Below are 15660 nucleotides of genomic sequence, written 5' to 3'. Positions count from 1 at the left end.
ATAAACTACAATATGGACGATTCTTTCTGTAGTATACCAAGCAAGCGAAATACGGCACCCCCCAAATGAGTGATTTTTGTTTTGGAGGAGTTTTATGGATTTGGCAGAGCAGGCGATTGTAGAGGCGGTATACGCCGAGGTCAAAGAGCACTTCACGCAGGTTCACGACCTGGCTCATGGTTGGGACCATATCGAGCGCGTCTATAAGCTGGCGCGCTATATTGGCGAGCGCGAGGTGCGGCGCGAACCATGCGACCTGTTTGTGATCGAGATGGCGGCGCTCATGCATGATCTGGGGCGTGCTGCGCCACATGATGTCGCTGGACACCATGCCGATCTCTCCGTGTCGATGGCACGCGATGTGATGCAGCGCCATGCCCTCGCTGAGGAACGCCAGCAGGCCATTGAGCATGCTATCATCGCGCATAGTTTTAGCCGCAAAGTTGAGCCGCAGACGCTAGAGGCAAAGATCGTACGCGATGCCGACCGCCTGGATGGGCTGGGAGCGATTGGCGTCATGCGCTGGGCCGTTACTGGCGCGGTCCGTCATGGCAGGGAAGGCGAGACCGTTGCCTATCACCCAACTGATCCCTTTGGCCAGCGGCATGAACTGGATGATAAGCACTATATGCTGGATCATTTTTACAAGAAGTTGCTTCAATTGATGGAAACTATGCAGACGGAGACTGGTCGCGCCCTGGCCTGGAGGCGCACTCAGTTTATGGAGCAGTATCTCGATGAATTTCGCAAAGAATTAGAGTTGTTCTAAGCGACTGGCTAGAGCTTATAGAGCTTGAAGTTGTTAAAGATCCCTTCGCCGGTATGCTGTGGCGTGAGTGTGCCGGTGACAAGGGCAATCTGACCACTGCTATAGAAGCTATCGCGAGTCTCGGCCACAAAGCTGCCATTGATATAAAACTTGAAGGTCGCACCATGCGCGATTACTAGCAGCGTATTGGACTGGCCTACTTTGATGGCCGCGCTGCTGGTTGGCTGAAGCAGGTAGACATAACTGGCCCCTAAGCCAACATCATGACGGCGGAAGAAGTAGGTGCCCTGGGAGCTGATCTCAAAATCGTAGAACTGTTCGCCCTGGACGCGCACCAGAATGCCGGCGTTATTGCCACTCAGCAGGGTACTGTCGACCTGAAGCGCGCCATCACTAAAGCTGGTGTTGCGCAATGGACATGGTTGCAAATAGTCTGTCTGCTGCACCAGCACGTGGTAGCCACCATTTGTGAAAACGCAGCGCCCCGCGCCCTCGCTCCAATTGCCGCTATCATTGCTGGCCAGAGAAGTGTTGAGCAGCGGTGTGGCGCTGGTAACTGTGGCGATGGGCGCGGCTGTGGCTGTCGCGCTTATATCCAGGCTACTGGTCTGTGAGGTCCTGGCAACGCTGGGAGTGGCGATCTCATTGGTCCCAGGTGTGTGCGTTCCTCCCTGGTGCGTGACAAAGATATAGTAGATAAAGGCCATGGGCAGCACGACTGTAAGGAGCAGCCCGATCAAGATGATTGCCAGGACGCGGTTCCTACGCTTGCGTGCATGCTCCAGGCGTTTTTGCTGTGCTGTTCGCGTGGTATTGGTGCGTACGGCTCGGATGGCGCTGTCTCCTGAGAATTGCTCTCCAGAAGGGGCGTTTGTGCCAAGGAACGGTGTGCGCCTGTCGTCACGCGTCTTCGTCACCGTTGTGGGTGCTAGCATAGGATTATCAGGGAGCACCAGGCGTTCGCGGGTCGTATACGGCGTATGATGGGAGGAGTGTTCAGCCACCTGGACGGGGGCATCACCGTTCTCAAGCCGGGCTGACGGGTCATCTAGCTCTCCCGATGTATAGTTCTCCTCCTCGTAGAGGTCATCGTCGTCTGCTGATAGGAGCATTTCAGGAGAGATGAGTGCGATCTGAAACTCATCGGCTAGCTCTCTGGGGGACTGGTAGCGTTGCGCCGGGTGTTTGGCGAGGGCGCGCATGACGACGTGATCAATCGCAGGCGAGAGATCTGGCTTCAGGTGCGAGGGGGGATGTGGACGCTCGCGGAGCTGCTTCCAGTAAACGGCAATAGGGGTCTCGGCGGTAAATGGGAGACGCCCGGTGAGCATCTGGTACAGTACGACTCCCATGGCATAGATATCGCTGCTGGCGGTGGCAGGTCCCTCGGCCAGGTCGGGGGCCATATATTCTGGGGTCCCTAGCAGGGTGCCACTCTGCGTGAGCGTCATTTCGTGCGAGTTCTCCAGGGATTTGGCGAGGCCAAAATCGGCCAGGTAGCTGTAATGGTCATCACGCATCAATATATTAGAGGGCTTAATATCGCGATGAATAATGCCGCGGTCATGCGCAAACTGCAAGGCGTCCGCTAACTGATAGAGTATTTCACCAACATGTGCCGGTCGCAGGGGACCTTGTTTGATCAACTGGCGGAGCGTCCCCCCTTCGATATGGGGCATGACCAGGTAATGCCAGTGCTCCTCGGTGCCATAGTCATACGCGGGCAGAATGTGCTCATGCTCTAACTGCTCAATCGCACTGATCTCGCGCCAGAAACGCTCAAGATATTCCTCATTGTCCGCGTGCACAACCTTGATGGCGACTTCGCGTTCTTGTGCGGCATCGTGAGCCAGGTAGACGCGAGCCATGCCACCTCTGCCGAGCAGGCGTATGATGGTGTAGGGGCCGAGTGTTGTTCCCTCTAATTCAGACATCGTTGTTGTGTGTTTCCTCATCTACCGGGTCATGGGGGAGCCGGTGGGTAGGTGTTCCCTTGCAGGCGAAACGCTTGATGCTTGTGCTTGAAAGTTTATATATTCAACCGGGCCAGTAGCGCCTAATGCCTACAGGGCCGGAAAATATTTTGTCAAAAGCGCTGATCAAAAGTGCTAATCAAAAGTGCTAAACTGCGCATTTTACCAGTATAGAGTCTTGCCTCGCTGATGTCAACGTTGCCTGTATCTCTTATTATTATTCCTCTGCGCTTGCTCTACTGACCAATGACCAGGTTCAATCAGAACGTATCAGGTGACCAGGCCAGCTCATCGAACAGTATCATTGTTTACTTGTTATGCCCTTTCCCACTGGAGGAGCCACCACAGTGGCTTCATCCATTCCCGTTGCCACCGTTCCCGTTTTTGCCATTTTCTCCATCTTTCTGGCCAGGTTTGCCACTACCACCACTGCTGCTATTGGCTGGCGCAGAATTGCCGTGATTTGTCCGAGTGGGCGCGATGGGGGCCACATTCTGTGGGTTCCCTCCCTTGTTATGCCCAGCCGTGGGAGAGGGGGATGTCCCGGCCGTTGGGGTGCTGCTCGCTGCCCTCGCTTTAGGCGTGGACGAAATCGTTCCATTAATGATTGGATGTGTAGATTTCGCATCGGTGGTTTTGAGCATATAGATCGAGAAGCCAAAGAGAAAGGGAATCAATAAAGCCAGCGCCAGCGCGGGCAGTGCAGGTATAGGCCTTCTAGTCCGGCCAGGTATCAACCCTGGCTCCGTAGCTTCTGCTTTCAGCGTGACCACATGAGCTGTAGTTTTCTCATCGTTTGCGATGCGCTCTTTATAGGCGGCAAGTGCCTGCTGATAGGCCTCGGCAAAGGCGCGAGCCGAAGGGTAGCGCAAGCCCGGCTCTTTCGCCAGAGCACGGAGCACGATCTTCTCAATCTCTTTGGGCACATTACGGTTGCGCCGCGAAGGCAGTGGTGGACGCTCAGAGAGATGCTTCATAAAGGTTCCTACGGGAGTTGCTCCCTTAAAGGGCACATCTCCAGTCAGCATCTGGTAAAGCAGGATGCCCAGGGAATAGATATCGCTTGCGGGAGAGGCGTCTTCTTCCGCCAACTCAGGCGCCATGTATTCCGCAGTTCCGATTAAGTAGCCGCTCTCGGTCAGACTCTCGGCTGTGTCATTTAAGCTTTTGACAAGACCAAAGTCAGCCAGGTAGGCAAAATTTTTGTCGCGCATCAAGATATTAGAGGCCTTGATATCGCGATGGATAATGCCGTGTTCATGAGCATGCTGCAAGGCAGAGGCGATCTGCGCAAGATAGTCTCCAGCCTCATCCAGGGAGAAGGGTTCCTGCTGCATATAGTCACGCAGGGTTCCATTGGCGATATAGGGTGTCGCTAAATAGCACCAGGGGCCATACTCTCCATAATCGAGGGCGGGGAGTATGTGCTCATGCTGAAGAGAGGCAATCGCGCGCGCCTCGCGTTGGAAACGTCGGCAATACTCCTCATTGCTGCTATGCACCATTTTAATTGCCACATCCTGCTGTGTTTGGAGATCACGTGCCAGATAAATTTCGGACATGCCGCCTTTGGCTAGATAGTGTTGGATGGCATAGTGTGCGATAATCGTGTTTTCTATGTCACGCATATTTTTCCCGCACTTCCTATCTTAAGCGAAAGAATAATTACTACCAAGTACACGCATGCCGGTGGGAATTAGTCTCACCACTCTTATGGTAAGCATAATGCGAAAACACAGCTCCAGACGGGGGCGCAGCCAATAATACCTTATTGAAGGAAAAGAAAAAGTTACACAGGTTTAGTATAGGCCGTATCAATGATGGGATAAACGCGGAGAGGCCTGCCAGCCGCAAATGTTCGCGGCTGGCGTGGGGGAACGAGGATAGCTAGCTTGCGGGTAAAGCATGACTCAGGAAGCGTTGCCAGTTGCCTCCCATGATGTTGAGGATATCGGCTTCTGTATAACCATTCTGGCGCAGGGCATCGGCGATCTTTACAAAGTCCAGGGCCGTATCCAGTTCTTCGGGCGTCTCATCGCGGCCAAAGCCGCCGTCTATATCGCTGCCCAGGCCAACGTGTAGGGCGTCACCGCTGAGCTGACAGATATGATCAATATGGCGCACGACCTGTTCGAGCATCACCGGGAAGCGGTGGTTGCGCCGCCACTCGCCATTCAGGAAGAAATTGCCGGGAACCATACCAATCACCGCGTCGCGCTCAATAAGGGCGCGAATCATCTCATCGCTCAGATGGCGGTCGGTTGGGGTATAGATACGGCAATTACTGTGGCTGGCCATGATCGGGCCAGAGTAGTTCTCCAGGGCTTGCCAGAAGCTCTCTTCTGCGCTATGCGACATATCCAGAATAATACCTACGCGCTCCATGACACGTAAAAGGTCACGCCCCAGTTGCGGAAGTGGTCCGGGCGCCCTTGTTCCGCCAGAGTAGCGCGTTCCCTGCCAGGCCAGGCCAATAATGCGTAGTCCCTGAGCGTGCCATTGCTCGGTCTCTTCAGGAGTACGAATGGGATCAGCCCCTTCCATGAGGGGAATGATGCCAAAGGGGCGCTGTGGATCTTCGGGGGAGCTAGCCTCCCAGGCTTGCAGATGCCGTTGTAGATCGGCCTGGTTAAGAATTAGCGAGATGCCTGGTTCACGTGCCAGCTCGTGGTAGTAGGCGAACTGGGCTTGTCCAACCTGGTATGCCTCCTCGGCGGTGCGGTAGGACTGTGTAAGCTGTTTGCCGCACGCGGGAATATGTTGTGAAGAGCATGGCTCACAGAAAATAGTGGCGCACACCACGGCAAAGCCAGCGCGGCGTAGCTCTGGCAGCCCCGACATGGCAATGCCGCCCGCGCCCTTGGTAGGGTGCGATTCAGGATCTCCAGTATAGCGTTCTTCGCGCTGGCGTGTCTCGTAGACTGAGCGTCGAATGTCGCGGCCCCATTCGAGCGCATTGTAGGCAATGTCCTGGTGAGCATCAATGATAAGCATGGCACAATCCTCTCTTTCTCCGGGCCCATATCTGACTGGATCGCCTCTTGTAGGGTCCATGCTTGCATGGACTTTCCTGGGCAAGCGAGTCCAGGCAAGTATGGACCCTACATTGTCTTTTATCATACACTGCTGATGATCGCGAAGGATAGGCTCCTATGGTAAGATAGGGGGCGTATTGGAAGCATGAAAGGAGCGTGTTGTATGCCAGATAGAATCGTCTATTCGACTGATAGTGGCCGCGTCTCAACCTGCCCGCGCTGTGGCCAGCCATATAAAAAGTGTCGTTGTGAGCAGCCAGGGGCGAGCGTGCCTGCCAAAAAAAACGATGGCTTTGTCCGCATCATGCGTGATCGTAAGCAGCGCGGTGGGAAGACGGTCACGGTAATCAGCGGAGTTTCTGAGGAAAACCTGGTTGAACTGGGGCAGCAGCTCAAAAAATTATGTGGCTCCGGCGGAACGGTCAAAGACGGGAACATCGAAATTCAAGGCGACCACCTGGAGAAGGTAGAGGCCAAACTCATCGCCCAGGGCTTTAAAGTCAAGCGCGTCGGCGGATAAGTTTAAGAATATCAGCATATAGTCCTCAGCAGGTACGATGCCAGCAAAGATTCGTGCAAACGCGCGAATCTTTGCTGGCATCGTTATGTATTTCCGCTTTTCCGCTTTTGGGATGTATAGAGAGAATATCAAGGTGTGAGAGGGAAGATGTGGCAGGTACAGATGTTCTCCAATACATTAGTTTCGATGCTGCACTATGATGCACAGAAGAGGCGGCGCATGAATATTCACGAGCAATTTGAAGAGTTTCTGGCAAAGCTGGGGGTGGAGATGGAGCGACCAGAGGAGCAGCCTTTTAAAAAAGAGCGCTACAACGGCGAGGCGCTACCTGAGGTCTCAATCTTCCAGGCCTCGCGCGATCATTATGGCGTGTTCTACCGCCTGGACATTGTGGAGCAGCGACCCGAACTGCGCATCATGGTCCCGACGGAGCGTGGTGAGACAAAGATAAACATTTACCTGGTGCGTTTAAGCGACATGATGCCCATGGCCGCCTGCTTCGCGGATATGGATGTTTATGAGGGGAGTGATGCCTATGAGCGCGGGCGCGAGGCCACACTTCAGCATCTCCTCTATGCGACCGCCGAGATGATGAAGCAGTTGTTCTGGGCCGGAGACCTGGAGTCCCAGACCTTTCCACCAGAGATCGAGGTGCATGCCCTGTTACAGCAGGACCAGTTGAAGTTACAGGGATGAGAATGCAAGCAGATGGCGTGTTTGCTGTAGGACAACATTGCTCGTACCATGATATGTAGACGCGTGCCCTGTGCCCTTTATGGGTATTCAGCAGCGTCGTCTCACCCATGGCTCCTGCACATCGCTCTAGACAACAGTACCTATGCGGGCGTTTTCTGCTGTGTCCTTCTGGCTATGATACACTGTCTATAGTATAGAAAGGAAGCAAATCGTATGCCCGACAAATTAGAGCAGATTGGACAGCAAGCGATAGAGCATCTCTCCCTTAAACACGCCGCGCGCGAAAAGGCTCTGCCCAAGTCACGTACCGTGATTCGCCATTGTGCAAACAGTATTCGCGCGACGCATCGCCATGAGCGCGAGCGTGCCAATGAGCTTATGGCCCAGGCGGCACAGCTATTGCAAGAAATGAAAGATGATCTGCTGGATCACCAAGATATCTACTATGCGGGCTTCGCGCAGGATGCGCAGAAAGAGTATGCTGAGGCGCGGTGCCTGGCGGCGCTTACCCAGTACCAGGAGCTACCAGATGCCGAGGAGCTGGGTATTGGCTGGGCTGCCTACCTGAATGGGCTAGCCGAGGCCGCGGGCGAGTTACGGCGCTACCTGCTTGACCAGTTGCGGCGCGGAAACCTCCGCGATTGCGAGGCGTACCTGCGCCAGATGGATGATATTTATTCCCTGCTCATCTCCGTTGATTTCCCCGATGCTATTACCTCTGGCTTACGTCGTACCACCGATGTGACGCGTGGTATTCTAGAGAAGACGCGTGGAGACCTCACAACCTCCGTCGTCCAGGCGCAACTTCAACACTCCATTCAAGAGCTTTACCAGGCGCTAGGACAGGATGGCGCCATAAATGCCCCGAGAGTGGAATAAATAAGCCACTTTACGCGCAACTCGTTTCTCAAACTCCAGGTCATGGTGTTGTGGGCTCAGGTTCCAGGCAACTTGACGCCCTCTATGGAAGCGTATATAGTTTATAGATAGTGAGATGCATATTCTTATAAGAGGGTGTTTCCTTGCCTCTGTATACTAAGAACAGTAATAACGCTCCTGAAGGTTATGGGAGCGCGAAACGCTGCGCTTATCACGACCGCCTGGGTAGCGATCCACTTATATTGAGCCAGGGGCGCGATATTCTTATTCTTTTCCTGAATGTTGCGTTCTAGCCATCCACATCGTCATTCTTAATGAACAGTCAAAACATAATAAACATATCGCTTAGCTAGTTAACGCCAGATGCACACTATTTCTGATAGGTGGTGTGATGTACCCTGGCAGCCGCAGGTTGCCAGGGTACATCACACCACCTATCAGGACGAGCGCCGCAGGCGCGAGAGGTCAAGATGACGTTAGCAAAAATGCACTTATTTGCTATTTCATGGGTCTATGCCGAGAGGGAAGCGTATGGAAAAAGAAGAGCAGAAGAAGCAGGCTATCGAACGGCCTGAAAAGGAGAGCAAAAGTTCGATAGCGGGTACCACGGCACCAATTATTGAGGCTGATGGTGAGAAAGCGGAGCGTTTACCAACAGTTCCGCTAGATTCGCTCAAGGCTATAGGTGAACTGGAGCCGCCCGTGGTCTCCGTTCATTCGGTAGAATCAACGCGCACCTTTAGTGTGCCTACTCCCCTGGTTGTGCAGCCAGCAGAGTATCATCGTTCCACTGGTGAATGGATGCGTATCTTCTGGGATGGCATACGCCCATCCTATTTGAGCCTATCGCTTTTCCCATTTCTCTTTGGAACGGCTTTAGCATGGAGTCAGCAGGTCAGTTCAGCCCATGTGCTGGGCCATCTCCGCCTCCTCTCCTTCGTGCTTTCCCTGGTGGCACTGCTCCTGGTGCATATGGGCGCTAATCTTATCAACGACTACTATGACTATATCCGTGGGGTCGATACCAGCAATCCTCTTGGACCTGGTGGTTTGATCCAGCAGGGGTTGATCAAGCCTACACGCGTGCTTGTGCTGGGCCTGATTTTTCTGGGTGCTAGCACGCTATCTGGCCTGGCTACTGTGCTCATCTCAATGAACTGGATGCTGGCTTTGTTTGGCCTGGTGGGTCTGCTTTTCGCCTATTTTTATAGTGGTAGTGGGAAGTCTCTCGCCGCTCTATGCCTGGGTCAACTCGTGGCTCTAGGGATCTTTGGCCCCCTGGTGACGATAGGAGCATACATAGTCCAGGGCGGTGGTGATCTGCACAAAGCCTTGCTCTATAGCCTTCCGCTTGGCCTGACGGCGGCGGCAACGATCCTGGTAAACGACATGCGTGACCTGGAGGGAGACGCGCAGGCGCGCAAGTTTACCCTGGCCAATCGCCTGGGACTGACATGGAGCCGTGCCATCTTCCTCGTTTTGCTATTGGCTGCCTATGGCTTTGCGGCTTTCCTGGCCGTGCCATCGCATACGCCACACTGGCTGCTCCTGGCCTTTTTGACGCTGCCGTTACTGGTTAATATTGTGACTGGGATATTACGTGCCAGTAGCCCGAACAGCCTGCATCTCGTCTTTCGGGACATGCTCAGGCAGAATGCCTGGTTCGGTGTACTGCTTCTTATAGGTCTGATTGTCTCCACCCTGGTCTCGGCCATATCACTGGTGCCAACGCACCTGATGCGTTAAACACTTGCAATTGCAAACACGTTCTTTTGGGCAATGTGTAATGAGCACTGTGGCAACTTGCGGTTGCCACAGTGCTCATTACACATTGCCTCTACGAGCGCCGCAGGCGCGAGAAAAAGTAGCTTCTGGGTCTTAAATGTACTACAACAAAATTCCTACTATAAGCGTGCTAACTGTAACCATTCGGGCCATTTACAAGGCTAAAACACTGTGTTACACTTCGCTTAGTGCAGGATCCTCAGACGGATTACGGAAATAACCCGAAGCTCAGTAGCCATTTACCACATTCAGCTCATACTGGCGCGAAGAGCATAACAAGGGAAATCCGGGCATGTCAGATGGTTTTGCATTAGGGCGTAAGGTAGACAGAGACAGAAAAGGCCATAGCGAAGACATCCCTCAGTGCTTGCCCTCAACGATCTTTTCTGTTCCCGTGACTTCCCCATGGTAGCATATGCTTTGTTTGTACGCATGGTGTCACCGCCTGGTCCCCTTGATGGCCCGGCTCAGATCACTGTTTGCGGTTGTTTCACAAGGAGGTGCTCTATGGCTGGCTGGGAAGAAGAACTGGCTATACTGTTGCACGAACTGGGTGTCAAACAGGAAGAACCTCAAACACCTTTATGGCAACGAGGCAGGCCCTATCCCCAACCTGATGACAACAGAAAACAAGATCACATTGCCGACGTGCTTTCCTGGCGTTTAGAGCAGACGACAGGCGAGGATGCGGACATTGACGATGAGATTGAAGAAGCGTGGGTAAACGACCTGAACTCCATGCGTCAGGAGGTCGACGCTATCGTCAACCAGGTAGTCCTCTTGATGCAGCGCGGTGGGCTTGATAGCTCAATTAAAGAAGATATTATGGTTGTGTTGCGCGCCCTGCGTCGGCGTGCCCTCCAGCAGCACCAGTTGACATCGAATGATGAAGCGAGCTACCTGGAGTCCGCTACCGCCATGCTGCACTTCTGTCGCCTGGTCCTGCAACTTAGTGAGCAGGCCACGGAACACGACTAGCACACCCCTCTCCTCATAAAACAATATTTTTGCCCTAAACAAGGTTTTCTCCTTCCCTGGTTATACGCCAGGTGCGCCAGGTCTGCGATTGTTAGATCTTGCAAGCAACTCCCTTGCTTGACTTTCGAGCTTTCCAACTGAAATACTATACTGTTCGTGTACATGTCGAGCAGTATAGTATTCAGCCTCCCAAGCCCCCTCACTTCCCGCATAGCCACTCATGACAGCCAAATTGACAGCCATTAGGGCTTATCCTCCTCTTTTTTCTCACTAAAAATGGTATCCATAATGCCAGCCACTTCTTTTCTCATTGATGGCATGACGTGGGAGTAAATGTTCATGGTCATGACAATAGAGGAATGCCCTAAAAGCTCCTGTACCATCTTCGGATGCACCCCTTTTACGAGAAGAATGGTTGCGGCACTATGCCGGAGATCGTGAAAGTGCATCTTTGGTAAACCTGCTTGGGCCAGAATAGCGTAGAACTCCTTACGTGTTTGCCCTGCATACATGTAGCCTCTTCGCTTATTGAGGAAGACAAGTCCTTTGGGGTTCCATTCGCTCAATGAGAGCCCCATCTTTTCAGCTTCTGCCTTTTGCTCGTCATAATGTTGCCGCAAGGTTTGAACGACAGCGTTAGGAAGGTCTATTTTCCTTCTACTGGCTCGTGTTTTAGGGTCTTTCTCAACGTGGCTCATGGAGGGAACGTGGCTCACTGTAAGCTTGACTGTCAATGTATGCGCATCAAGATCAATGTTTTTCCACTTCAAAGCAGTGATTTCACCGAGCCTTAACCCGAGAGTTACACCTAGCAGAATCATCCCTTCTAATCGGTGTCCCCTAGCAGTTTCTAGTAAAACCTTTGCTTCTTCTTCTGTCAGTGGTAATATTTCGCGTTGCTCGCCTTTGAGAGTAGTTATTTTACTCGCAACGTTTGTTGAAACCATTTCCCATTGCAGGGCGCTATTTAGCGAACCTGAGAGCACTTTTTGCATCTGCTCAATTGTTGCAGGTTTTGCACCCTCTCTTATTTTTTTCGTGTACAAATTTTGGATATGGCGGGCCGTGAGGTTCCGAATCTTGAGGTGTCCTATTTCGGGTATCAGATGCTTACTTATAACTGAACGGTAGGATATATAGGTCTGTGGAGCGCGATAGGGAGGCTTGCACACCGTCTCTAACCATTCAGGGAGATAATCTTTCAAAAGCGGGTTCGGGCCAGTTGCCAGTGTGCCCCGCTCTTTCTCATTCAGAGCTGCCCGTACTTTGTCCTGTACTTCTTTACGAGTGTTGCCATAGAAGTACTTCTTTTTCCCACCCTCCAGGCGAATATAGCCAGCGAACCGCCCATCTTTGCGAGGATAAACGGAGCCTTCGCCATGACCTCTTCGTTTCGGCATGGTCTTTGTCCCTTTCTCAGAAGAGAGGCTGGCACCCTTGAAGATGCCAGCCGCTAGAAGTTACGCTATCAAATCGCGTTCGCTTTGTATCCGTCGCACGATCCAGGCCTGTAGCTCTGGCAGGTAGACCCGTACCGCTTTCCCAAATCGCAAGACAGGGAGTTCTTCCCTGGCTATGAGTTCGTAGACCTTTGTTCGTCCCATGCTCAGAACGACCGCTACCGTATCAACATCTATGAGCAGGGGTTGAAGCTGTATTGGTGGGTGGGGTGGCTCATCTTGAGCCGTTAGCGTTCTCCGTTTCATCTCACCTCGTCCTTTTCATGGCTTGCTATGTTGCCTCAAAAATTCTTCCTCGGATCAGTGGGTTTGAAACCTGCAAACCTGCGAGCCGCTTGTAGAGCGGCTTCACAAGAAGGGAAAGCCTGCATGAAACCTGCGCTAAACCTGCGAACCGCTCTAGAGGCCGACTCGTAAATTTTTGAAACCTGCGAACCGCTCTAGAGGCGGGATTAGATGTCTTCTGCTTGAATGCGTTCCCATAACTCCTGATTGCTCAGGTGATAGTAGTACTTGAGAAAGTCAAAGAGCGAGCCGCCGCGCTGCCAGGTGTAGCAGTACCAGCAGTACCCACCAGGGACGCCAGGTTCATAGACCTTGAATGAGGCCTGGGTGTCTTCACCGCCCGTGTGGTGGTCTCCAAAGGGACATTTACCCACGCCCTTTTCATTCAGGGTGACATGGCGACTAATCAGCTTGTAGTAGTCCTGACTTGCGTTCCATTCGCGTATAGGGGATGGGCCGCTGGCTCTGCCTGGGTTGGATGGGGAAAACGATGTTGGAGTGTGTCTGTGCATGGTCGTGGCCGCCGCTGGTCTCTTCACCAGGGGAACCTCCATGCGTTGGATAGAGGCCAGCCAGGCTATGCGCTGTTCCTCGGGTGCGCTCAGTGTGACCAGTCCGGCCGCGCCGCGCTCAACGAAGGGATAGCGTTGCTTACTCTTGCGATGGATACCCAGGGGAAGCCGGATCAGGGAACCGTAGCCCTTGCCCTCGTCCTGCTTGGGATAGAACTCCATATCGGAGGGGCAGAAAGGCAGGAGCCAGGCGCGAGCCTGGGAGGCTGGCACTGGAAAAGTGAAGAACACCCAGAGGTGGCCGCCGCGTCGGGACTGCTCCACGTAGGAGACAATCCCTTGCGTTGCCAGTTGGTCTTGAATCTGCCAGAGTCGGGCCAGGCCGTCTTCCATGTCGGCGTCGATCACCGCGAAACGACAGCGGCCCTGGGTGTCCATCACATAGGTGCCGCACGTATGGCGGCCGATCAGGTGGTCAAAGACTTCTGATTTGGTGAGCGGCTTACCCACGCGTCGGTAGCGGCCGCTACTCAGTTGGATAGCGTAGTCGTCTGACCTGCCCACGAACAGGGCCTGGTAGGTCTCCATGTAGCTCGTGATTGCAAGCATCGTCTTCTCATTTCCTTGTATCTGGCTTGCAGGTTTGCAGGTTTGCAGGTTTGGTTCCCGTCGGTGTGGCGTGTGTACAGTGCAGAAAAATACCCTCTCGCCGCGCTTCTCATGCGTTAGGAAAGGGTAGTGAGACCTCTTTTTTTGATCCTTTTGGGGAATACAAACCTGCGAAACCTGCAAACCTGCGGATTTCTCTTTTTAGGGAAAGAAAACGATGGCTGTGTGTGACAACCCACATCGTTTTCCTTTCCCTAAAAAACCGTGCGAGAGCACGTTCCTTCTGACCCTCTCCCTACAGCACAACTTCTACAGAATCGGGTAAGGCGACAGACCAGTACACCGCGCCACTGCGTTTATCTGGCTCCCCTTTGACCAGGTGCAGGCCACTTTCATCAAACTGGGTGCCAACCCGGTAAGAGAGGGCCTTGCCTAGCCGCCGTTTGAAGTCGCCTTTCTGGATATCGGTCAAGTCATCTGGCAAGGCATTGTAGAGGCCTACCAGGGTGCTCTCTATCTCGTCAAGCGTCGAGCCTGCCTTGATATCCTTGACAAGCACTGACGCCAGAATCTGGTTCAGGTGATAATGCGCAAGCCAGGCACGGAGAAAGGCCGCCCACTGGAGGGCGTCTTCGTCTTGCTCTTGCAGGGCCTGAGCATTGCCTAAGAAGTCATTGACTGAGCCATGCTCAAGGATGCCGCCAATGGTGTTGACCCAGGCCTGGAAGCTGCCCATCTTGATAGGCTCGCTCATGAGAGGCTTTCCGGCATCGTACCAGGCACGTACCAGGGTGAGCAGGGCCGTGATAATCTCGCCCCGGTGGGTGGGTATCCAGGTCTCGAGATCATGCTTGAAGCCGCCACGCGTCCAGGGCTTGGCCGTGCGGGCGTCCATGCGTATCCAGTAGCACCGCCGCGGCAGGTCGCCGCCTAACTGGATATTGTTTCCCGTCGCCATCCAGGTCGCGCATTGAGCATAGACGCCGTTGCGACTCTCACCCAGGATGCGTTCCTTGACTGTGTGAGACGTGAGCGCTGAATCCAGGCTCGCTGACTGAAGACGGGCCTTGATGTTGTCAATGGTGATGATGGTTGCGCCCTCGGCCAGGGTAGAGGCGATCCGCTTGCGCCACTCGTTATCGTCATAGGGAGCCGTCATCATGGAGGCCTTACGTCCAGTAGCGATCAGGGCCACGGTCTCAGCTAAGAGGCTTTTGCCTGTACCTGGTCGTGTGGCATCGATGAGGGCCAGCGGGACGTGTCCATCAATGGCGTGACGAATAAGAGGCGTGAGCAGGAGCGCGACCGTGTTGGCATAACTGGCATCGTTCTCAAAGGGGAATTGTCCTATCACCTCTTCAATGAGGACCAGGGCGCTCACAATGTCGTCATCTGTGGGATGCTCAGGGATAGGCGGGATATGCAGTGTTGGCACGGGCGCGTAGTAGAGCCGTGTCTGCTCATCATAGCCGGGGGTGGTGATGAGCGTTCCATCTGAACGAATGACAGGAAATTCAATGATGCTATCTAGGGGCGGGAACAGCCAATTTCCCAGAGTCAGAATATCTTTCACCATGGCGTCAGGTGGAGGGCAATGCATGGGGCCTTTGACCGTGACCTTGACAAAGTTCATGGTCCGTGCGAGCATACCCTTTAAGGTGGTTTCCGTGAGCGCTTCAATACAAGGGGTGTCGTCTTCCTTGCGTTGGATGCGCACCAGCTGGCCGTGTCGCACATAGATGGGCGTCCGTGTGCTGACCAGGTGAGCTATGGCATCCGCTGACAGTTCACGCCAGGGGCGGTTCGAGACCAGCACCCCTGGCAACCCATCCGCTTGAAGCATCTTTGCAAATGCCGCAACAAGTTCTTCATCCAAGTGTTATATCCTCCTCAGACTTTTCTTTCTCTACAAATGACAAAGTCCTTCTAGCAGGTGCTAGAAGGATGGATAAAAAGAACGGCGCGTGTTACTAGATCGCGCCCCCAAGTTCTTTAGGAAAACAGGAACGTTTTTCTCAGTCTCATTTGGCACGTAACTGGGAACATGGTGTACTTTCCTCTCCACTTTGTTTACAGGTTCAAATGAATCTGTTTTTGAGGACGTTATACTGGTACGAGAGGTTATTTGCCCGACTAATCTGGTACATACGTGCATCTTC

The 15660-nt window shown here is 53.4% G+C and carries 13 protein-coding genes; 6 read left to right on the top strand and 7 right to left on the bottom strand.

Features of this window, described 5'->3' with window-relative positions:
• The first annotated feature begins 94 nt into the window (after window positions 1-94).
• A complete protein-coding gene (locus KRAC_RS15525; RefSeq protein ID WP_007908491.1) occupies window positions 95-769 on the top strand; it encodes an HD domain-containing protein in 675 nt (224 codons plus the stop codon).
• 8 nt (window positions 770-777) lie between these two features.
• On the opposite strand, the gene KRAC_RS61645 is transcribed toward KRAC_RS15525, so the two are convergent.
• The 3 genes from KRAC_RS61645 to KRAC_RS15510 form a co-directional block, all read right to left on the bottom strand.
• A complete protein-coding gene (locus KRAC_RS61645; protein ID WP_007908489.1) occupies window positions 778-2703 on the bottom strand; it encodes a serine/threonine protein kinase in 1926 nt (641 codons plus the stop codon).
• 392 nt (window positions 2704-3095) lie between these two features.
• The gene (locus KRAC_RS61640; RefSeq protein WP_007908487.1) at window positions 3096-4370 is read right to left on the bottom strand and encodes a serine/threonine-protein kinase; all 1275 of its coding nucleotides are present in this window, start codon (window positions 4368-4370) and stop codon (window positions 3096-3098) included.
• 259 nt (window positions 4371-4629) lie between these two features.
• Window positions 4630-5736 carry a dipeptidase gene (locus tag KRAC_RS15510; protein ID WP_007908482.1) on the bottom strand — a complete coding sequence of 369 codons (1107 nt, stop codon included), beginning with the start codon at window positions 5734-5736 and terminating at the stop codon, window positions 4630-4632.
• 204 nt (window positions 5737-5940) lie between these two features.
• On the opposite strand from KRAC_RS15510, the gene KRAC_RS15505 reads away from it, so the two are divergent.
• The 5 genes from KRAC_RS15505 (at window position 5941) to KRAC_RS15485 (ending at window position 10635) form a co-directional block, all read left to right on the top strand.
• A complete protein-coding gene (locus KRAC_RS15505) occupies window positions 5941-6297 on the top strand; it encodes an SUI1 family translation initiation factor (protein WP_007908480.1) in 357 nt (118 codons plus the stop codon).
• A 147-nt stretch (window positions 6298-6444) separates the two neighbouring features.
• The gene (locus KRAC_RS15500) at window positions 6445-6993 is read left to right on the top strand and encodes a hypothetical protein (protein WP_007908477.1); all 549 of its coding nucleotides are present in this window, start codon (window positions 6445-6447) and stop codon (window positions 6991-6993) included.
• A 213-nt stretch (window positions 6994-7206) separates the two neighbouring features.
• On the top strand, window positions 7207-7872 hold the full coding sequence (locus KRAC_RS15495; protein WP_007908476.1) for a translin family protein: 666 nt from the start codon (window positions 7207-7209) through the stop codon (window positions 7870-7872).
• 531 nt (window positions 7873-8403) lie between these two features.
• Window positions 8404-9618: a 1,4-dihydroxy-2-naphthoate octaprenyltransferase gene (gene menA / locus KRAC_RS15490; protein ID WP_007908475.1), complete on the top strand. Its 1215-nt coding sequence runs from the start codon at window positions 8404-8406 to the stop codon at window positions 9616-9618.
• A 546-nt stretch (window positions 9619-10164) separates the two neighbouring features.
• Window positions 10165-10635, top strand: coding sequence for a hypothetical protein (locus tag KRAC_RS15485; protein ID WP_007908474.1), 471 nt, complete (start codon window positions 10165-10167; stop codon window positions 10633-10635).
• A gap of 242 nt (window positions 10636-10877) precedes the next feature.
• Here KRAC_RS15485 and KRAC_RS15475 read toward each other — a convergent pair whose 3' ends face one another.
• The 4 genes from KRAC_RS15475 to KRAC_RS15460 form a co-directional block, all read right to left on the bottom strand.
• Window positions 10878-12035, bottom strand: coding sequence for a tyrosine-type recombinase/integrase (locus KRAC_RS15475; protein WP_007908472.1), 1158 nt, complete (start codon window positions 12033-12035; stop codon window positions 10878-10880).
• A gap of 60 nt (window positions 12036-12095) precedes the next feature.
• Entirely contained in the window at window positions 12096-12341 is a 246-nt protein-coding gene (locus tag KRAC_RS15470) for a helix-turn-helix transcriptional regulator (protein ID WP_007908471.1), read from the bottom strand.
• A 206-nt stretch (window positions 12342-12547) separates the two neighbouring features.
• On the bottom strand, window positions 12548-13501 hold the full coding sequence (locus KRAC_RS15465) for a TOTE conflict system archaeo-eukaryotic primase domain-containing protein (RefSeq protein ID WP_040442572.1): 954 nt from the start codon (window positions 13499-13501) through the stop codon (window positions 12548-12550).
• Window positions 13502-13796: 295 nt separating this feature from the next.
• The gene (locus KRAC_RS15460; RefSeq protein ID WP_007908470.1) at window positions 13797-15377 is read right to left on the bottom strand and encodes a hypothetical protein; all 1581 of its coding nucleotides are present in this window, start codon (window positions 15375-15377) and stop codon (window positions 13797-13799) included.
• Between the last annotated feature and the right edge of the window lie 283 nt (window positions 15378-15660).

This window comes from Ktedonobacter racemifer DSM 44963, from assembly GCF_000178855.1.
In the GTDB taxonomy this organism is placed as follows: Bacteria; Chloroflexota; Ktedonobacteria; order Ktedonobacterales; family Ktedonobacteraceae; genus Ktedonobacter; species Ktedonobacter racemifer.
The sequence above is the reverse complement of the archived record's forward strand: the minus strand, read 5'-3'. Positions and strand labels throughout refer to the sequence as shown.

What these genes read in the sequence shown, in the direction of transcription:
- KRAC_RS15525 (WP_007908491.1), top strand. Translation starts at nt 95, where the DNA reads ATGGATTTGGCAGAGCAGGCGATTGTAGAGGCGGTATACGCCGAGGTC.
- KRAC_RS61645 (WP_007908489.1), bottom strand. Translation starts at nt 2,703, where the DNA reads ATGTCTGAATTAGAGGGAACAACACTCGGCCCCTACACCATCATACGC.
- KRAC_RS61640 (WP_007908487.1), bottom strand. Translation starts at nt 4,370, where the DNA reads ATGCGTGACATAGAAAACACGATTATCGCACACTATGCCATCCAACAC.
- KRAC_RS15510 (WP_007908482.1), bottom strand. Translation starts at nt 5,736, where the DNA reads ATGCTTATCATTGATGCTCACCAGGACATTGCCTACAATGCGCTCGAA.
- KRAC_RS15505 (WP_007908480.1), top strand. Translation starts at nt 5,941, where the DNA reads ATGCCAGATAGAATCGTCTATTCGACTGATAGTGGCCGCGTCTCAACC.
- KRAC_RS15500 (WP_007908477.1), top strand. Translation starts at nt 6,445, where the DNA reads ATGTGGCAGGTACAGATGTTCTCCAATACATTAGTTTCGATGCTGCAC.
- KRAC_RS15495 (WP_007908476.1), top strand. Translation starts at nt 7,207, where the DNA reads ATGCCCGACAAATTAGAGCAGATTGGACAGCAAGCGATAGAGCATCTC.
- menA (WP_007908475.1), top strand. Translation starts at nt 8,404, where the DNA reads ATGGAAAAAGAAGAGCAGAAGAAGCAGGCTATCGAACGGCCTGAAAAG.
- KRAC_RS15485 (WP_007908474.1), top strand. Translation starts at nt 10,165, where the DNA reads ATGGCTGGCTGGGAAGAAGAACTGGCTATACTGTTGCACGAACTGGGT.
- KRAC_RS15475 (WP_007908472.1), bottom strand. Translation starts at nt 12,035, where the DNA reads ATGCCGAAACGAAGAGGTCATGGCGAAGGCTCCGTTTATCCTCGCAAA.
- KRAC_RS15470 (WP_007908471.1), bottom strand. Translation starts at nt 12,341, where the DNA reads ATGAAACGGAGAACGCTAACGGCTCAAGATGAGCCACCCCACCCACCA.
- KRAC_RS15465 (WP_040442572.1), bottom strand. Translation starts at nt 13,501, where the DNA reads ATGCTTGCAATCACGAGCTACATGGAGACCTACCAGGCCCTGTTCGTG.